General features: G+C 44.0%; 10 protein-coding genes and 4 pseudogenes. 6 read left to right on the top strand and 8 right to left on the bottom strand.

The window, feature by feature from the left end; translation table 11 throughout:
- Nucleotides 1-7: 7 nt before the first annotated feature.
- Together putA and G7Y90_RS10615 are read right to left on the bottom strand one after the other, a co-directional pair.
- Nucleotides 8-3,268 (bottom strand): bifunctional proline dehydrogenase/L-glutamate gamma-semialdehyde dehydrogenase PutA, encoded by a 3,261-nt coding sequence (gene putA, locus G7Y90_RS10620; protein WP_250162358.1) that lies wholly within the window; start codon nt 3,266-3,268, stop codon nt 8-10.
- Between the two features lie 742 nt (nt 3,269-4,010).
- A pseudogene (locus G7Y90_RS10615) lies at nt 4,011-5,303 on the bottom strand (NCS2 family permease).
- Nucleotides 5,304-5,748: 445 nt separating this feature from the next.
- Between G7Y90_RS10615 and tolQ the strand changes: the two are divergent.
- The 5 genes and pseudogenes from tolQ (at nt 5,749) to G7Y90_RS10590 (ending at nt 9,369) form a co-directional block, all read left to right on the top strand.
- A pseudogene (gene tolQ / locus G7Y90_RS10610) lies at nt 5,749-6,488 on the top strand (protein TolQ).
- Nucleotides 6,489-6,492: 4 nt separating this feature from the next.
- A pseudogene (gene tolR, locus G7Y90_RS10605) lies at nt 6,493-6,950 on the top strand (protein TolR).
- Nucleotides 6,951-7,080: 130 nt separating this feature from the next.
- Nucleotides 7,081-7,533 (top strand): hypothetical protein, encoded by a 453-nt coding sequence (locus tag G7Y90_RS10600; RefSeq protein WP_250162357.1) that lies wholly within the window; start codon nt 7,081-7,083, stop codon nt 7,531-7,533.
- Nucleotides 7,534-8,068: 535 nt separating this feature from the next.
- Complete coding sequence (locus G7Y90_RS10595) at nt 8,069-8,905, top strand: beta-propeller domain-containing protein (protein ID WP_250162356.1); 837 nt, start codon at nt 8,069-8,071, stop codon at nt 8,903-8,905.
- On the top strand, nt 8,902-9,369 hold the full coding sequence (locus G7Y90_RS10590; protein WP_250162355.1) for a beta-propeller domain-containing protein: 468 nt from the start codon (nt 8,902-8,904) through the stop codon (nt 9,367-9,369). Before G7Y90_RS10595 ends, G7Y90_RS10590 begins: the two co-directional genes overlap by 4 nt.
- A gap of 144 nt (nt 9,370-9,513) precedes the next feature.
- Here G7Y90_RS10590 and G7Y90_RS10585 read toward each other — a convergent pair whose 3' ends face one another.
- From G7Y90_RS10585 to G7Y90_RS10570, 3 genes and pseudogenes are all read right to left on the bottom strand, one after another.
- On the bottom strand, nt 9,514-10,146 hold the full coding sequence (locus G7Y90_RS10585) for a c-type cytochrome (RefSeq protein WP_201559835.1): 633 nt from the start codon (nt 10,144-10,146) through the stop codon (nt 9,514-9,516).
- A gap of 103 nt (nt 10,147-10,249) precedes the next feature.
- Nucleotides 10,250-11,850, bottom strand: a pseudogene (locus G7Y90_RS18495) (flavin monoamine oxidase family protein).
- A 165-nt stretch (nt 11,851-12,015) separates the two neighbouring features.
- Complete coding sequence (locus tag G7Y90_RS10570) at nt 12,016-13,485, bottom strand: cytochrome c (protein WP_201559806.1); 1,470 nt, start codon at nt 13,483-13,485, stop codon at nt 12,016-12,018.
- 638 nt (nt 13,486-14,123) lie between these two features.
- On the opposite strand from G7Y90_RS10570, the gene G7Y90_RS10565 reads away from it, so the two are divergent.
- The gene (locus tag G7Y90_RS10565) at nt 14,124-14,309 is read left to right on the top strand and encodes a hypothetical protein (RefSeq protein ID WP_193009190.1); all 186 of its coding nucleotides are present in this window, start codon (nt 14,124-14,126) and stop codon (nt 14,307-14,309) included.
- Nucleotides 14,310-14,412: 103 nt separating this feature from the next.
- Here G7Y90_RS10565 and G7Y90_RS10560 read toward each other — a convergent pair whose 3' ends face one another.
- The 3 genes from G7Y90_RS10560 to G7Y90_RS10555 all read right to left on the bottom strand — a co-directional run bounded on the left by G7Y90_RS10560 (nt 14,413) and on the right by G7Y90_RS10555 (nt 16,062).
- The gene (locus G7Y90_RS10560) at nt 14,413-15,015 is read right to left on the bottom strand and encodes a flavodoxin family protein (protein WP_201559805.1); all 603 of its coding nucleotides are present in this window, start codon (nt 15,013-15,015) and stop codon (nt 14,413-14,415) included.
- An 86-nt stretch (nt 15,016-15,101) separates the two neighbouring features.
- Entirely contained in the window at nt 15,102-15,293 is a 192-nt protein-coding gene (locus G7Y90_RS17950; RefSeq protein WP_284143724.1) for a laccase domain-containing protein, read from the bottom strand.
- A gap of 70 nt (nt 15,294-15,363) precedes the next feature.
- Nucleotides 15,364-16,062, bottom strand: coding sequence for a purine nucleoside phosphorylase YfiH/LACC1 family protein (locus G7Y90_RS10555; RefSeq protein WP_284143723.1), 699 nt, complete (start codon nt 16,060-16,062; stop codon nt 15,364-15,366).
- Nucleotides 16,063-16,084: the final 22 nt, after the last annotated feature.

The following is a 16,084-nucleotide window of genomic DNA, read 5'->3' as shown; positions in this document are numbered from 1 at the left end:
CTACTCCTTATGCGAGTTCTGTTTGAGTGGTGGTTTGGGTAGTGGTATTAGTAGTATTAGCAGTTGTCTGATTACTGCTATTTGACTCTGAGCTAAGCTGCATCAAACGTGCGACATAATGCGGGCCACCAGCTTTAGGACCCGTGCCAGACAGACCACAACCCCCGAATGGTTGTACGTTTACGACGGCACCGATTTGGTTGCGGTTGATATAAGTATTACCTACAAATGCACGGCGCTCGATGTGCTCAACGGTATTTTCGATACGGCTATGAATACCCAAGGTCAAACCAAAGCCTGTCGCGTTGATGGCATCAATCAGCTTATTCAGATCACGTGCTTGATAGCGCAGTACGTGCAAAATTGGACCAAAATGCTCGCCACCTATCACGTCGATACTTTTCACTTCGATCGCTGTTGGCAATACAAAGGTAGACTGTTCTTGACTGACAACTGAGCTTGAGCTCATTGGCGTCTGTGCCAAGATAGTCGCCGTTGGCTCAGCGTCCATACGCTCGATATGCGCTTCAAGACTACGTTTGGCATCCGCATCAATCACTGGACCCACATCTGTAGCAGCATATAAAGGATTGCCGACCGATAGCTCAGCCATATTACCTTGTAATAGCTCAATTAAATTATCAGCCATTTCTTCTTGCACGCACAATATACGGCAAGCTGAGCAACGCTGACCTGCTGAACCAAATGCAGATAAGACAGCGTCTCTAACCACTTGTTCTGGCAATGCCGTTGAATCAACAATCATAGCATTCTGACCACCAGTTTCGGCGATAAAAACAGGTAGCTCACCACTGGCTTGGGCATGATCATTTAGGCTTTGGTTAATACGTTGAGCCGTTTGGGTTGAACCCGTAAATATCACACCTGCTATATTGTCAGCCGCTGTCAATGCACCACCAACATCGCCAGCACCGATCACTAACTGTAAGGCTTGTGTTGGTACGCCTGCTTGGTACATTAGCTGAGCACCAAAATGGGCAATCAAGCTGGTTTGTTCGGCAGGTTTCGCCACCACCGTATTACCTGCTGCTAGCGCCGCTACGATTTGACCCGTATAGATAGCCAATGGGAAGTTCCATGGGCTAATACAGACAAAGGTGCCACGTGCTTTATAAACTTGACGAGATTGCTTGCCAGCCAAATCGGTAAATTCATGCACGACGTCGTCTAAACGCTCTGCTTCATCGGCATAAAAACGGCAGAAATCAACCGCTTCTTTAATTTCATCAATACCGTCTTGAAGGGTTTTGCCCGCTTCGATTTGGCATAGCGCCATTAGCTCAGCGTAGTTTTCTTCATAGAGATCAGCTATCTTACGCAATATTTCAGCACGCTTAGCAGCTGATACTGCTTGCCAGACACTTTGCCCTGCCACTGCCGCATCGATCGCTTGACCAGCTATTTCAGCATTGGCATAAGTGACTTCACCAGCACTTACTTCGTGGTTCCAAGGTGCACGTACGGTTTGAGTCTCAAGCTTATGCGTTATGCCTTCTACTTCATATTCATCAATTGCTTTGCCATTGACGATTGACGTCGCTGACCAAGTTTTATGCAGATGGCTATCGATAGCAGATTTAAAGGGCCATTGTGACTCTACGAATATATTAGGACCAAAACTGGCACGGCGCGCACCATAAATCTCTAACGGCAACGGAATCTCTGGATTGTGTAACGTCGCATTAGCCAGTAGCTTGTCATAAGGATGTACTGTTAGCTTCTCAATCGGATAAGACTTGTCTAGCAGCTGATGGACAAACGAGCTGTTGGCACCGTTTTCGAGCAAGCGACGTACCAAGTACGGCAGCAAGTCTTTATGCGCGCCAACTGGGGCATAGATACGTACCGGAATTTTATACGCTTGTAAGATATGATCATAAAGCGCATCGCCCATACCATGTAGACGCTGAAACTCAAAGTCTCTATGCTTACTCATGGTCATAATTGACGCTAGGGTGTGCGCATTGTGTGTCGCAAACTGTGGCCAAATCAAGCCTCGCAGATGATCTGATAACAAGAAACGCGCACAGGCAAGATAAGCAGTATCCGTGCCTTCTTTACGTGTCCAGACAGGATAGCCTGACAGACCTTTTTGCTGGGCAAGCTTGATCTCAGTATCCCAATAGGCACCCTTTACCAGACGTACTGGAATACGATCTCCCACCTCAGTCGATAGGCGAGCCAGCCACACCAAAATAGCAATGGCACGCTTAGAGTAACCTTGCACGACCAAGCCAAGACCATCCCAGTCAGCCGTCAAATTGTCACGGTACAAAGACTCAAACAGTTTTAAAGAAATTTCAAGGCGGTCGGCTTCTTCGGCATCGATACTAAGGTCAACGTTGACTTCACGTGCCGCTTCGATGAGCAGCAAGCAGCGTTGACGTAATAAACCCATGACTTGGGCTTCTTGCGTGGCTTCATAGCGAGGGTGCAATGCTGACAGCTTGATAGATACTGATGGCTTAGGCATGCCTTCTTTGACTTTGATACTGGCAGTGGCTCTGATCGCATGCAGGTAGTCATTGAAGTATTTTTCAGCGTCTTTATGCGCAATAGCCGCTTCACCGAGCATATCAAACGAATAGGTATAGCCTTTATTACGATAAGGCTGGCTATTTTTATTGGCGTCCTCGATGGTCTCGCCCAATACAAACTGATGACCCATGATCCGCATGGCTTTTTGCATGGCACTACGAATAACAGGCTCACCCATCTTTTTAGTCATGCGATCCAAAAAGCCTGATGCTGTGGTGCTACTATCAATACTGACGACACGACCTGTCATCATCATGCCCCATGTCGAGGCATTGACCATAAAACCGTTGTCATTTTTGATGTGCTTTTTCCAATCAGCCACACTCATTTTGTCATGAATCAAGGCATCAGCAGTATAATTGTCTGGCACTCGAATCAAGGCTTCTGCTAAGCTCATCAGCAAGATACCTTCTTGGGTATCAAGACTATACTCAAGCAGTAATGAGTCGACCATCTTGACCGCTTTGCCATCATTACGTACATGCTCAACCAGCTGGCGCGTTTGCTCAGCAGCGGCGTCACGTTCTTCTGTGCTGGGTTCAGCCAGTGGCAATAATTTGGACAACCAGCGCTCTTCATCGACGCTATACAACGGCGAAATACGGGCGTGCAGAGTTTCTGCCGACTGGGTAATGTAGTCTGGCGATAGCAAATCGACAGGATTAAACAAAATCGGCTCTTGCGGGGTAAACTGGTCTACTGGGTTCATAACAACTCCATAACTATCGTTTAAAAACCATCATAAATAGTGCTTTAGGAAGTCTGATCGTCTGGTATAACTAGCCATCACCATCATTCATTTAGATGATAGCTATCGATAGATACTTATAACAATAATCAAAAGTCCAAACGGCGCCATCACAAAACGAGAAAATCCAGCGTAGGCTGGAAGCGGTTAAGTAGGTCGTTCGACTGTTAAACGGGCTACGTTAACAATACAAAGGCAACAACGAACAGCTAAGCGGCATTAGTGCCTTCTTCTTGTTTGTAGTGAAAGGAGTGTGATGATCAGATATCGCTATTAAAACGAAAAAATCGCTTTAGCAAAAAATCTGCCACCTTGGATGCTGCTAATTCACTGTAAGAAAAACCTTACGGCGTTGATTGAGGTGATGCGCTTAACTCGGCTATAATATCATGAAAAAAAATTTCAAACTAACGATATTGCTTATTTTCACAAATTAATATATTTCTAAAAAACAATCAGTTAACACAGCACTTTATCCCTTATGACGCACTGGTTATACTTTTCTATTTACTATTGGCGATTAATTATTTTATTAAATCAAACACTTGAATAAATTTAGGGAAATTTGAGCCATTTTAAATCAAAAAAAACCCCTTTATCGTTTCCGAATAAAGAGGAATTTAACGTAACAAAACTCAAAAGCAGTAAAATAATATCGAAAGCAGTAAATTAGTATCAAACGCTCACCGCATCCTAGTAAAACTTATAAAACCACCAACTTGGTCAGCAAAATAACCGTCAATACCCAAACTGGGATCGTAATTTCAGAGAATTTACCGGTCATCAGTTTTACCGCGGTAAAAGTGATAAAACCAAGCGCAATACCATCAGCGATAGAGTACGTCAGCGGGGTCAATAACAGAACAACCGCTACAGGAGCCGCTTCTGTCAAATCTTCCCAGTTGATTTCTTTTAGGGTAAATAACATCAGTACCGACACATAGAAAATCGCGCCAGCTGTGGCGTAAGCAGGAATCATACCAGCCAATGGTGCAAAGAAAATACTCAGTACAAACAATACGCCAACCGTCACTGCCATCAGACCTGTACGACCACCTGATGCTACTCCAGAAGCACTCTCAATATAACTGGTAGTCGATGACGTACCCAACATTGCACCAGCGACCGTAGCAGTAGAATCCGCCAGTAGCGCTTTGTCCATATTAGGAATATTGCCGTCTTTATCAATTAAACCCGCTTTATTGGCAATACCAACCAAACTACCTGTCGTATCAAATAAATCGACGAATAAGAAGGCAAAAATAACGCTGATCATACCAACGTCAAACGCACCGGCAATATCAAGCTCCATCAATGTTGGTGTGATAGATGGCGGCGCAGACATGATGCCAGCAAACTGTGTATGGCCTGTCAACAAGCTAATCACGGTGATAACCAAGATACCAATCGTTACGGCACCTGGGACTTTTTTATAGACCAAACCAATAATAAAAAAAACCCAAAGCAGCCATCATAGGTGCAAATGAGGTCATATCACCCAGCATCACCAATGTCGCATCACGACCGACAATGATACCTGAGCTCTGTAGCGCAATAAATGCTAAGAAAGCACCAATACCTGCCACAATACCCTGCTTAAGGCTGTTTGGAATGGCATTGATAACCCATTCGCGAATCTTAAACAAACTCAAAATGATAAACAAGCAACCCGATAAGAAACAGCACCTAGCGCAGTTTGCCAAGCGTAGCCCATACCCAATACAACGCCGTAAGTAAAAAAGGCGTTCAAACCCATACCTGGTGCGAGTGCCACCGGCAGTCTGGCATAGATACCCATAATAAAGCAGCCTATTGCCGCTGCTAAACAGGTGGCAACAAATACCGCCCCTTTATCCATACCAGCTTCCGCCAATACGTTGGGGTTGACAAAGATGATATAAGCCATGGTCAAAAAGGTGGTTATACCGGCAAGGATTTCCGTTTTGACTGTGGTGTTTTCACCATTAATCCCAAAATAGCGTTCAATTGCATTCATAAGTGTCGCGCCCAGCTTGCTAGTGAAAGAACAAATTTATTGATGCCTAAAATAAATATGACGTCAGCCAATGGATGGCGACGTCATTATCAAAAGACAGCGGTAACAAGGTGCAACATTTTAGAGAAGTTGCGGTACAAATTCAATCATTACCAGTGCCTTATGGGTACAAACCCACCTTTTCAGTCAATTAAGACATAACAGCCAGATAATATTTCAGACATCCACATATAAATTAACCTTATACTATGAATTGTACAAACAGCTGTTAATTATTTGGTATTTAACACTTTAACAAATGACCTTTTCGACATTTAGCAGTACACTAGGCGGCTGATAGCAATATGCATCATGACTGTCATATTATATTTTCGTTATTAAAGATCCTATCTGGTCTGCGTGTCGCGCCATACCAGCTATTATTAATTATCCATGAGTCCCATACATGCCTGAATCATTAAATATTATCGACCTTATTACCCAAGCCAGTCTCTTGGTGCAGATTGTGATGGCATTATTGTTATTGGCGTCTTTAGTCAGCTGGGTAATTATCTTTCGTATGAGCGCGCGGCTTGGTACGGCCAAAAATTTCGATCAACAGTTTGAAACTTGGTTTTGGTCAGGTGAAGACTTAGCCAAGCTTTACCAAGGCGTGCAAGGCTCGCCTGAACGCCAAGGACTTGAGCAAATATTTTATGTGGGATTTTCTGAATACTTAAGAATGCATAAAAAGCGCCAACCCAAAGATGACATCATCGATGGTGTTGAGCGCAAGCTACGAGTCGGTTTAGGACGTCAGCAGCAACTATTAGAATCAGGACTGACTACGCTAGCGAGCATTGGCTCAGTCGCGCCTTATGTTGGATTGTTCGGTACAGTTTGGGGCATCATGAACGCCTTTTTAGGGTTGTCACAAACGGAACAAGCAACCCTCGCCTCTGTCGCACCTGGTATTGCCGAAGCACTAATCGCAACCGCTATGGGCTTGTTTGCAGCGATTCCTGCCGTACTAGCTTATAACCACTTTACCGCCAATCTAGTCGCTTGTACGATTCACGTGCTTTATTTTGTGATGAAATGACGGGCATGCTCCAGCGCGAGACAAGTGCAGAAAGCACTGTTGGTAGAGACAATATCGCTACGAGAGAAACGACATCTACAGCCAATCAGGCACAAGGACTATGAAATCATGAAACAGAGTCCCTATCGCCGTGAAAAAAAGCGCTAAATGCGGAGATGAATGTCGTTCCTTATATCGATGTGATGTTGGTGCTGCTCGTCATATTTATGGTCACAGCACCCATGCTGATTACGGGCGTCGATGTTGACTTGCCAAAAGAGCAAACCAATACCATGAGCCAAAGCCAACTACCCGTCATTGTGTCCTTGACCGATAGTGGCGATATTTTTATCAGTTATGAAGACAATGTCGACCTGCCGATTAGTGAAACAGAGCTGATTGATACGCTCGCCAATCTGCAAAACCAAAGCAGCAATGTAGGTGCTCAGCCCGTACAAGTGATGATTAATGCCGATCAAAACAACCAATATGGCGCTATCATGACACTCATGGCCACCTTACAACAAGCAGGCATTCAAAAGGTGGGATTATTAACAGGCGCACCCTTGCCCACACCATCATTGTAATAAATCCTATTCCTCGCTCAGCTTGCTATAATAAAGTAGATAATTTGATGAACCTCGTCCTTGAGTATCTTTACCATGCATAACCTGTCCGTCGTACGTACCGACCCAACCTGAAGGCAATGGGCTAACATTGCCTACGCTACTTAGCGTGCTGGCACATGGTCTCGTGATTGGGATACTCGTTTATACTTATCAACATACTAAAACCGACACTGTGGAAAGTATTGAGACGGTCATGGTCTCCCCTGAGCAATTGGCTGAAATGCAAGGTCAAATCCTTGCCAATCGTGCAGCGGCAGCTAGCGCGATGCAAGCTGAAACTAGCACAAGCAGTGCATCGAGCACCTCATCATCAGAAAGTTTTAGCGATAGCGCCAGTCAGCCAAACTCGCAGCGTGTGCCTGTCTTTACGCGCTCTAACGATCCTGCCAGTCAACCAATGCTGATGAGTGAAGAGCAGCATCAACGCTTACTTGAGCAAAACCAAGACTACGAACGTCGAATGGCAGAGTGGGCAGCACAATTAGATGAGTCGGTGACAGAAGAGCATGGTCAGGTGGAGCAAAAAAAAAAGAGCAGCTAATAGAAGAACAAAAACAGCTGGGCGATTTCCGTAATAAACAAAATAACCCGCCAAAGATTACACGCCCGACTGCGACTGATAAAAATTTAAAGATTAATACAGGTGATTCTGGTAGCGCAGGTCAGAGATATGATCTAGAAGCAGACGGCAACTCAACAACATCTAATGGTGGTAGTAGCAGTACCTCTGGTTCTACTGGTGCTAGCGATAGTGATATAAAAGCACTAATCAAAAAGAATCTTATATCACCAGAAGGAGCTAAGGGGCAAACTGTCTTAGCAACTCTGACTATTACTGTTGATAGCAGTGGTATTATAACTGGTTACAATGCATCAGGAAGTAACCCAAAATATAACAAAGCACTAGAAGATGCAGCTAGGGTTACCAGAAAATTACCCATTGGTCCTGACGATCCTAAATACCCTACTTTTAGCATAGAATATATTGGAACAACTAAATAAAACTCAGTATATAAAAATCTCATTTCTTAAATTTTAAAAGTATCAAGATTCTTTATTAATTTTAGGAGAATAAATTGTACAATTATATTTACAAAAAAAAGCTGACAACTCTGTGTATTAGCGCATCATGTTTACTTGCTTCTACTAGTTTGTTTGCCAAAGAAATAGTCGTACTACAGGATAGTTTCGAAATTCCCGTTCAACAAAACCAAGTCGCGTTTGTGCCATTTGCTGGTGATTCTGTATTATCGCCGATTATTCTAAATGATTTAAGCAAAACAGAGCTAAAAGTGACTAGCAAAGATCTACCACAGCAGCCGCGCAGTAGCAGCGAGCTGGCAGGCACATTGCCGGTATGGCAAAGCATGGGGATTCCTTATTTAGTGGTCGGCAGTACTCGCAGCAATCGCGGTAAAATAGTAACCGATTACGAAGTGATTGACGTTAAATCTGGTAGAGTAATCGAAGGCAAACAAAGCTTAACGGCTGACAATAATAAAGAAAGCATGCGCTATGCTGGTCACGTCATCGCTGATAAAGTATATGAGCTAATTACTGGTACGCCAGGGGACTTTTCAGGGCGTATTGCTTACATTGAAGAGATTGGTGCTGGTAAAGAAAAAGTCTCACGTTTAAAAGTGATGGATGCCGATGGCGAAAATGCCAAAACCATTACTGAAGTAACCGGTTCTATCTTTTCACCAACATGGTCGCCAGATGGCAATCGTATTGCTTATTCCGTACAACGTGATAAATCTTATCCCGTTATTTATGTACAAAGTGTGAGCGGTGGCGGTGCAACCCCGTTAACCCCCTCCCTGGCAGCAATCTCAGTCCATCATTCTCTCCTGATGGCAGCAAGATATTATTCTCTAGTAGCTTTGAAGGTAGCGCAGATATTTATGAGATGAGTGCCAGTGGTGGTCAACCTAGAAGGCTTATCAATTGGCCAAGCAGCGAAGTTCAACCAAGTTATGCGCCTGATGGCAAATCCTTTGTTTTTGTATCAGACAAAACTGGATTTAACAAACCACAGATTTATCGTTATGAGTTTGGTTCAGGACGTACTACTAAGGTATCAAGTAGCGGTTATGCCACTAGCCCGCAATTTAGTAACGATGGCTCACAAATTGCCTTTTTAAGTGGTCGCTCAGCGGCGATCATGAATAGCGGCGGCGCTGTTACTACTAACTTGGGCAATACGGGTATCGATGAAGCGCCTAGCTTTTCGCCTAATGGTAAGCGTGTCGTTTATGCCTCAAAGCAAGGCGGCAAAGGTGTATTAACCATCAAATCATTGAATGGTGGTGAGTCGTTTGGTAAGTCGGGTCAAGGCACTATTCGCTCACCAGTCTGGTCATCTAGTCCTAAATAAACCCTCTTTCTTAATTCATAAAGTCTTGCTCACAAAAAAAGCGCCTAATAAATAATTAGGCGCTTTTTTATATTGCGAAGCACGGTTAAATCATTTTGCCACTAGCATGTATTGGACAATTATTGACTAAAATAGTAAACACGATTAATCATCACTCGGATCACCCGCTGATGGATTGGAATGCCGCAGTTTTGCCACATCTTCAGCAGTCACGGTATCGGTAAAACCATTTAAGTCACTGACCACATATTGAGTAACCGCCGCCATCTGCGCATCGTTCATCATTCCATGGAATGAGGGCATGCCACGAAAGCCATTAATCAAGATATCGATGATGTAATACTTTGATTGCATCTTACTGTTATTCGCCAGTGGCGGATAATAGCCTGCACCGTAAGCACCCTCGCCTTTGTGCATGTGACAAGCCGCACAAGAGTCGTGATACAGCTTTTTGCCATCTGTCGTCACAAAGCCATTTGTGCCTTCAAACTTTGCATCCCATTCAGTAATACTTGGGTCGTCTTCCATATTGGGCAATGAGCTGTCGTCGACAATATTGATAGCAGGTGCAGTAAGCTCCTCACGGCTCATATAAACGCCGCCCCACGCACCCGTATTTCGGCTTGCTTGATAGTCATTGGTTGTTAGGGAGTCCTGATCTTGTACACTGGAAACCGTCACTTCATCATCTGACCGTTGACTACAGCCCAACAGTGCTGCACTGCTTATCCCACTCAGCAGCATCACCGTCAGCAGTTTGAGTGTCATGTTTTTCATGACTTTTTCTTCAAGATTGCTTTCTCCACGATTGCCTTCTTCACAATTGCATTGTCCATGATAGCCTCTGAATCTTATAGTTATTTATATAACCCAAGCGTTATTAAACCAGCATTTTTGCTTTTTTATGTAGGCGCTTTGCGGCATCCATACCAGATAAAATAGCGCCTTCTTGCCATGCCGGAATGTGTGAGCAATGTTCGCCCGCCAGCACAATACGATTATCAATACTGCACAAGGTATCGTAATGTTGACGACGGGTCGACTCATTCCAAATACCGTAACAGCCGAGCGTCCATGGGATGCGGTGCCAGACAACTGATGTCCCTGCACGGAATTCTTTTGGATACTGAGGATGGATGTATTTACCATAAGCAAGCGCAACATTAATACGTTCTTGCGGCGTTAAGCTATTAAACTTATAAGACGTCGGACCATAACCATACGCACCGAGTAGCACGCCAGTACCATCTTTAAACATATTTTGTGAAGGATAAGCAATTTGCGCAATGGGCATGTCGGTATAAGTCAGACCACCAAATATCCATTCATCTTCTTCCCAAAAACGGCGGTTGAACTCTAAGCCGACTTTATAAGAGGTTTCATAAGGCACAGCGGCCATCGCCTGCTTCATTGGTTTTGAGACATTAATATCCATCTGCGTCAATATAGTTAATGGAATATTGCACACGCACCAGTCTGCACGAATGGTCTTGGTGGCACCATCTGGGCTGTTGCTGTCTACATAATCGACAGTGACGCCACTGTCATCTTGATGAATTTTAGTGACCTTTGCATTAAACTCAATCAATCGCGGCATTCACGGGTGAACGCATCACCAATTTTCCCCATACCACCTACTGGCTGAAACATCGTCGGTTGATGACCATAAGTCATATGGTTGCCATAAATATCTGCCCACATACCTGAATCTAGTATCTCACTGATCGGCAAAGGTTTTGATGGCGTTGCATCAGGCATCAAGCCACCACCCGGAAACACACTAAAGCCGCGATGTTTACTGGTCTCATTACTGGCGCGGTAACGATAATCTTTATCCAGCACACCCCAACCTTTTAAGCCTTCTAATAACTTTTCTTTGTCCTCAGTATTGACCGAGCGATCAAGACCACCAACGTTGACTGATTTCGATAGCAGCTCCGCGACATGACCTTGGATGTCGTTTTTCACATCACCCAAGCGCTGCGGCACGCCGTCGAAATGAGTACTGCGATGCAGATAAGCACGATCATTGGTTTGAATAAAGGGCTGCATCTCAACGCCGAACTGTTTGCAATAATGGAAGACGGCATAATGATGGCTTGGCAGACGCCACGGTCCACCATTAAAGTAATTGCCCTCTTCAAAATCACAGGTGACTTCTTCGCCGCCAAGCTCGGTATATTTATCACCGCTGTTCAATGTCCAGCTACGACCGCCGCCACGATTTTGATATTCAAGTACTTTGACATCGTAGCCTGCTTTACGTAACTCATAAGCCGCGGTCAGCCCGCCAAGACCCGCACCAAGAATGACAATACTAGCGCCCGGAGGTGCACCCTTCAGATCCATGGTCTCTTTAAAACTCGACTCTGACGCAAATCCTAACGTCGTCATCGCCTGATACATCGCTGTTGCGCCTGCGGTTTTACCAATCATCGAGAGCAGTTGGCGCCGCGTTGGTGATTGAAGCATGTCTTTCATAATAATGTCCTTAAAGTAGACGTTCCTGCAAGACGGTAGGCATATATATTATTAATCAGCTCGACTTAGTTCTAAGTCTGTTTTTCGAGCTGTTGTGCCTTACCATATTGCCTGTAGATCTTGTCCTATAATAAATATGTAAATCGTCTTTATAGAATCAATGAATTAAAGACGGCGCCTAGACCGCAAGATTGCTCGTATAATAAACACAATGATAATAATAGCCACGATGATGCCGATTACTGCCAGTAAGCCCGCATATTTGATTAAGAAGGGCTTGTCAGTACCTGTCGTTGCGATACGATCAACATCATTAGCACTCACCTCACTACTGTTGAGACCACCAAAATTCACACGCACATAATTGGTAATACCAGCGATTTGCTCGCTATTTAGCTCATCTGAGAACCCTGGCATGATAGGTGATGTGTTAGTCGCGCCTTCTACCCCATGAAGGATCATATTGACCAGCGCATCAGGTTTCTCACGGCGAATACTGCTGAGTCCAACGATAGGAGCGTAACGCGCATCAGGCTGACCATAACCGTCAACGCCGTGACAGCTACCACAGGCTGCCAAATATAGCGATTCTGGTGAATTGCTGCCATTACTCACCTGTGCTTTGGCTTGGGCTAAATAATCTTTTTGCGCCAGTAAATCATGAGTGATAGATTCGCTAATGGGTGTTGGTAAACGCGAGACATCAACGGCTGCGACCTTATCATCTGTTTGGATAGCAGGCACCGCTTTTAGATAAGAAGCAATGGCATTCAAATCTTCATTTTTTAAGTAGCGCGTACTATGTGCAACCGCCTCGCCCATAGGACCACCCGCATAGGCACGCTGGTCAAGCTCACCAGTACGCAGATAAGTGACGATATCTTGTTCACTCCAACTACCGATACCGCTCGACTCGTCAGACGTGATATTTGGTGCATGCCAATGACCAAGCTGAGCACCTGATAGATACATTTTTTTATTGAAACCCATAGTGCTATTACGCGGGGTATGGCAAGTGCCGCAGTGCTCTAAGTTATTGACAATATATTCACCACGTTGCTGCGTCTCGGTGAGACCATCACGGTTTTCAGTAGACGGGACATTGAGAAAATTCCAGCCAATCATTAAGCTGCGAATGTTAAAGGGAAATGGCAGGTCAGTTTTATATTTCGGTGCTTCATCGACAGCAGGTACGGTTTGCAGATAAGCAAACAACGCACTGATATCTTCTTCTTTCATGCCACTATAAGAAGGATATGGCATGGCAGGGTAAAGCATATGGCTTGGCGTACGACCTTTTTGCAACGCAGCCTTTAAATCCTTTTCGGTATAATCACCGATACCATAACGTTTAGACGGGGTAATATTGGTTGAGTAGATATCTCCCATCGGCGTTTCGATCGCTGTACCGCCAGTATAATCTTCGCCATGACATGCCATGCAATCGGCCGCACGGGCAATGTAAGCACCGCGATTGACAAGCTCGCTATTGGCTGGACTAATATTAGGTAAACTGGCATTAGGCAAGCTAGCATTGGCTAGGCTGGTATTGACGACGCTTGCGCCTTCAGCCATCGCAGCGCTGGAGGTCATACCAATGACGAGCATCGATAACATCACAGAAAGTGGCTTCATAATATCCTCATATAGCGGGCACCTAGGGTGTTGTAATTATTTATTAGATGAATGATTGAGATGAAACATTTTATATTGAGCAAGCCTTAATGAGTGACGACTTGTTATACTCAATTGATAGTCCATTAAGTGAGGTAGCAAATCATCCAGTAAAATAGCGTGACAAAAGTAATTTCATAAGCGTAGTTACTAAGCATGGTTACTAAATGATGTCTACTCACTCTACTAATGTAAGACTATTTCGCTACTATTACTTAATGAGTAACGTATTGATCTCAAATTTTTACAAAACGTAAAGAACCGCATTGTCATTATCAGTTTTTGATAACGTAATATATTTTTTTATATTGTAATAATAGGTAATTTAAATAACCTTTAAAATCAGTAACTAAAGTTCTATTTTTTGGGTGCATATCTTTTATAAAAAACCTATCATTATAGATAATTGTCATATATGCGCTTCATTTTTTGTCATCATCGATTTTAGTTGTACATAATAGATACATAGACTTAAGTTAGCACTCGCTTTTTTTACCAGTCAGATTTTTAATGCTACGAAACAAACTATTGCACCGCACCATATTTTGTTTATGATAGGCGCTATTTCCACATTGCCGATCGCCGCCTGAGACACCACTATGAAGTTACCAATCCTTGCTTATATACTTACATCAGCCCTGTTAATGACAGGCTGCCAATCATTTCAGTTTGTCGACAGCCCTATCCCTGTGAATACCACCCCTACCAATAGCATCTTGGTCAAAAATACGCCTGCCACCACTGTGCAAGTTCAAAATAATACCAGTACAAAAAATCAAAAATAGTGCCATCACACTCATAAAATAAGCAGAAAAAAGGCAGATATCGGTTTGATATCTGCCTTTAATGTTTAATAAATTACCTTGAATGATTCAATAGCCATTCATTTCAAGGGCGCGACGCTGGCTGATGCTTGATAATTGTCTTGGCCAAATGATCGCCGAACCAAATAGCCGTATCAATATCTCCCCGTCCTGGCGTTTCCTCAGGAGGACCATCAAGCGACTGGGTCATCAAGCCCAAAAAGCTAGATAAACGGTTTAAATCATGAGCCTCATGACCTGTCGGCATCAGCGGTAATCCAATCCAGTTCATGCCATGCTGCATCGCATACAAAGAAATCTGCTGTAATACCGCCAGCTTATCACCGCTCAGCCCACCAGAGTTGGCAAAAGCGGCTGCCCACTTGCCTTCCCATTTACGATGATACCAGCGCTTTGAGGTTTCATCCATAAAAGTCTTAAATTCAGCAGTGACACTACCCATATATACGGCACTACCGAAAACCAGCAAATCCGCCTGATCCAAATAATCCCAGTCAACCTTGTGGACATCAACGGCTTTGGCCTGTGCTGCTGGCAATTGCTGATGCGCCCCTTTAACGATCGCTTCAGCGACGCGCTTGGTATGACCGTAGTTGCTATGATAAATAACAGCAATAGATACAGTCGGTATGCTATCAGTAATGGACGATTTGGCAGGTGTATTCATACAAACTCTAATAATGGCTATAAATGGTTAAATAAAAACAATATAAACTCAACAGTTAATCGCACGCAACAGCAAATAGCGTAATCCTACGCAGCGACACGTACAATGACCAGCGCCATTCGACCTGTAGCAGGCTGCTGCAAATGCGTTTGACGCCGATAAGAATAATAGTGGTCATCAGTATAACTACAGCTGCTAGATAAGGTGTCATCTACTATAACGCCCGCCGCACTAAGCTGATCCGCTGCCAACTTTGGTAAGTTTAGCTTGATTTTCATTGCGTCAACTTTGTCACAGCTTGACAGCTTATCAATCGTATCCTGTACATGTTGAGTCTCGCTATCACCTTTAAGTAGCCACAGAATCTATGACATATAACGAATCAAAATGTTCAATACTTGCTGTGTTCAATAACTTATTTTCTGTGCAACCTTTTAATAATTGATTGCGAACTTGAGCGCCAACTTCATAGCTGTCTTGACTGATACAAACACCAATCCAAGCTTTGATTTGTCCCGATTGCGTAAAGCATTGCACAGTCGCTTGAATAACCCCGCAAGCCAGACCTTGCCAACCCGCGTGAATCGCTGCTATTTGACCACTAGCTGGCTGATATAAGACTATCGGCACACAGTCAGCCGTCATTATCGCCAGCCCAAGCCCTTGTTGCCGACTGACCATCGCGTCAGCAGACATTGGCGTCATACCTAGCGCCGTGCCATCAATATCATGAATTTGCTTACCGTGAACTTGGTTAACCCAGTGTAAGCGTTTGATGGGTACGTGTTTGCATGTCGACGATAAGGGTGCAAGCTGCTCATTGATAGCAGATAATAAACGCATGCGATTGCTCAGTACTTTTGCAGCATCGTCATTGACATGCAAACCTAAATTTAGCTCACCGTAATTCGCTTGACGTTGCTTTCGTACCAACTGTTCTGTGGGCTGGTCTTGTGAGTCAACATCATCGCTTGAAAAGGCAGCCGTTTGAAAAACAGCCACATCATCAATCTGTGCGAGCAATGTCATAGGAAACTGATGAGTCATGGCTGATTTACCGTCTTAATGA

It is taken from the genome of Psychrobacter sp. WY6 (assembly GCF_018448495.1).
In the GTDB taxonomy this organism is placed as follows: Bacteria; Pseudomonadota; Gammaproteobacteria; order Pseudomonadales; family Moraxellaceae; genus Psychrobacter.
Note: the sequence above shows the minus strand (reverse complement) of the source record. Positions and strands in the feature narration are given on the sequence as shown.

What these genes read in the sequence shown, in the direction of transcription:
- G7Y90_RS10560 (WP_201559805.1), bottom strand. Translation starts at nt 15,015, where the DNA reads ATGAATACACCTGCCAAATCGTCCATTACTGATAGCATACCGACTGTA.
- G7Y90_RS10590 (WP_250162355.1), top strand. Translation starts at nt 8,902, where the DNA reads ATGAGTGCCAGTGGTGGTCAACCTAGAAGGCTTATCAATTGGCCAAGC.
- G7Y90_RS10570 (WP_201559806.1), bottom strand. Translation starts at nt 13,485, where the DNA reads ATGAAGCCACTTTCTGTGATGTTATCGATGCTCGTCATTGGTATGACC.
- putA (WP_250162358.1), bottom strand. Translation starts at nt 3,268, where the DNA reads ATGAACCCAGTAGACCAGTTTACCCCGCAAGAGCCGATTTTGTTTAAT.
- G7Y90_RS17950 (WP_284143724.1), bottom strand. Translation starts at nt 15,293, where the DNA reads ATGAAAATCAAGCTAAACTTACCAAAGTTGGCAGCGGATCAGCTTAGT.
- G7Y90_RS10585 (WP_201559835.1), bottom strand. Translation starts at nt 10,146, where the DNA reads ATGAAAAACATGACACTCAAACTGCTGACGGTGATGCTGCTGAGTGGG.
- G7Y90_RS10565 (WP_193009190.1), top strand. Translation starts at nt 14,124, where the DNA reads ATGAAGTTACCAATCCTTGCTTATATACTTACATCAGCCCTGTTAATG.
- G7Y90_RS10555 (WP_284143723.1), bottom strand. Translation starts at nt 16,062, where the DNA reads ATGACTCATCAGTTTCCTATGACATTGCTCGCACAGATTGATGATGTG.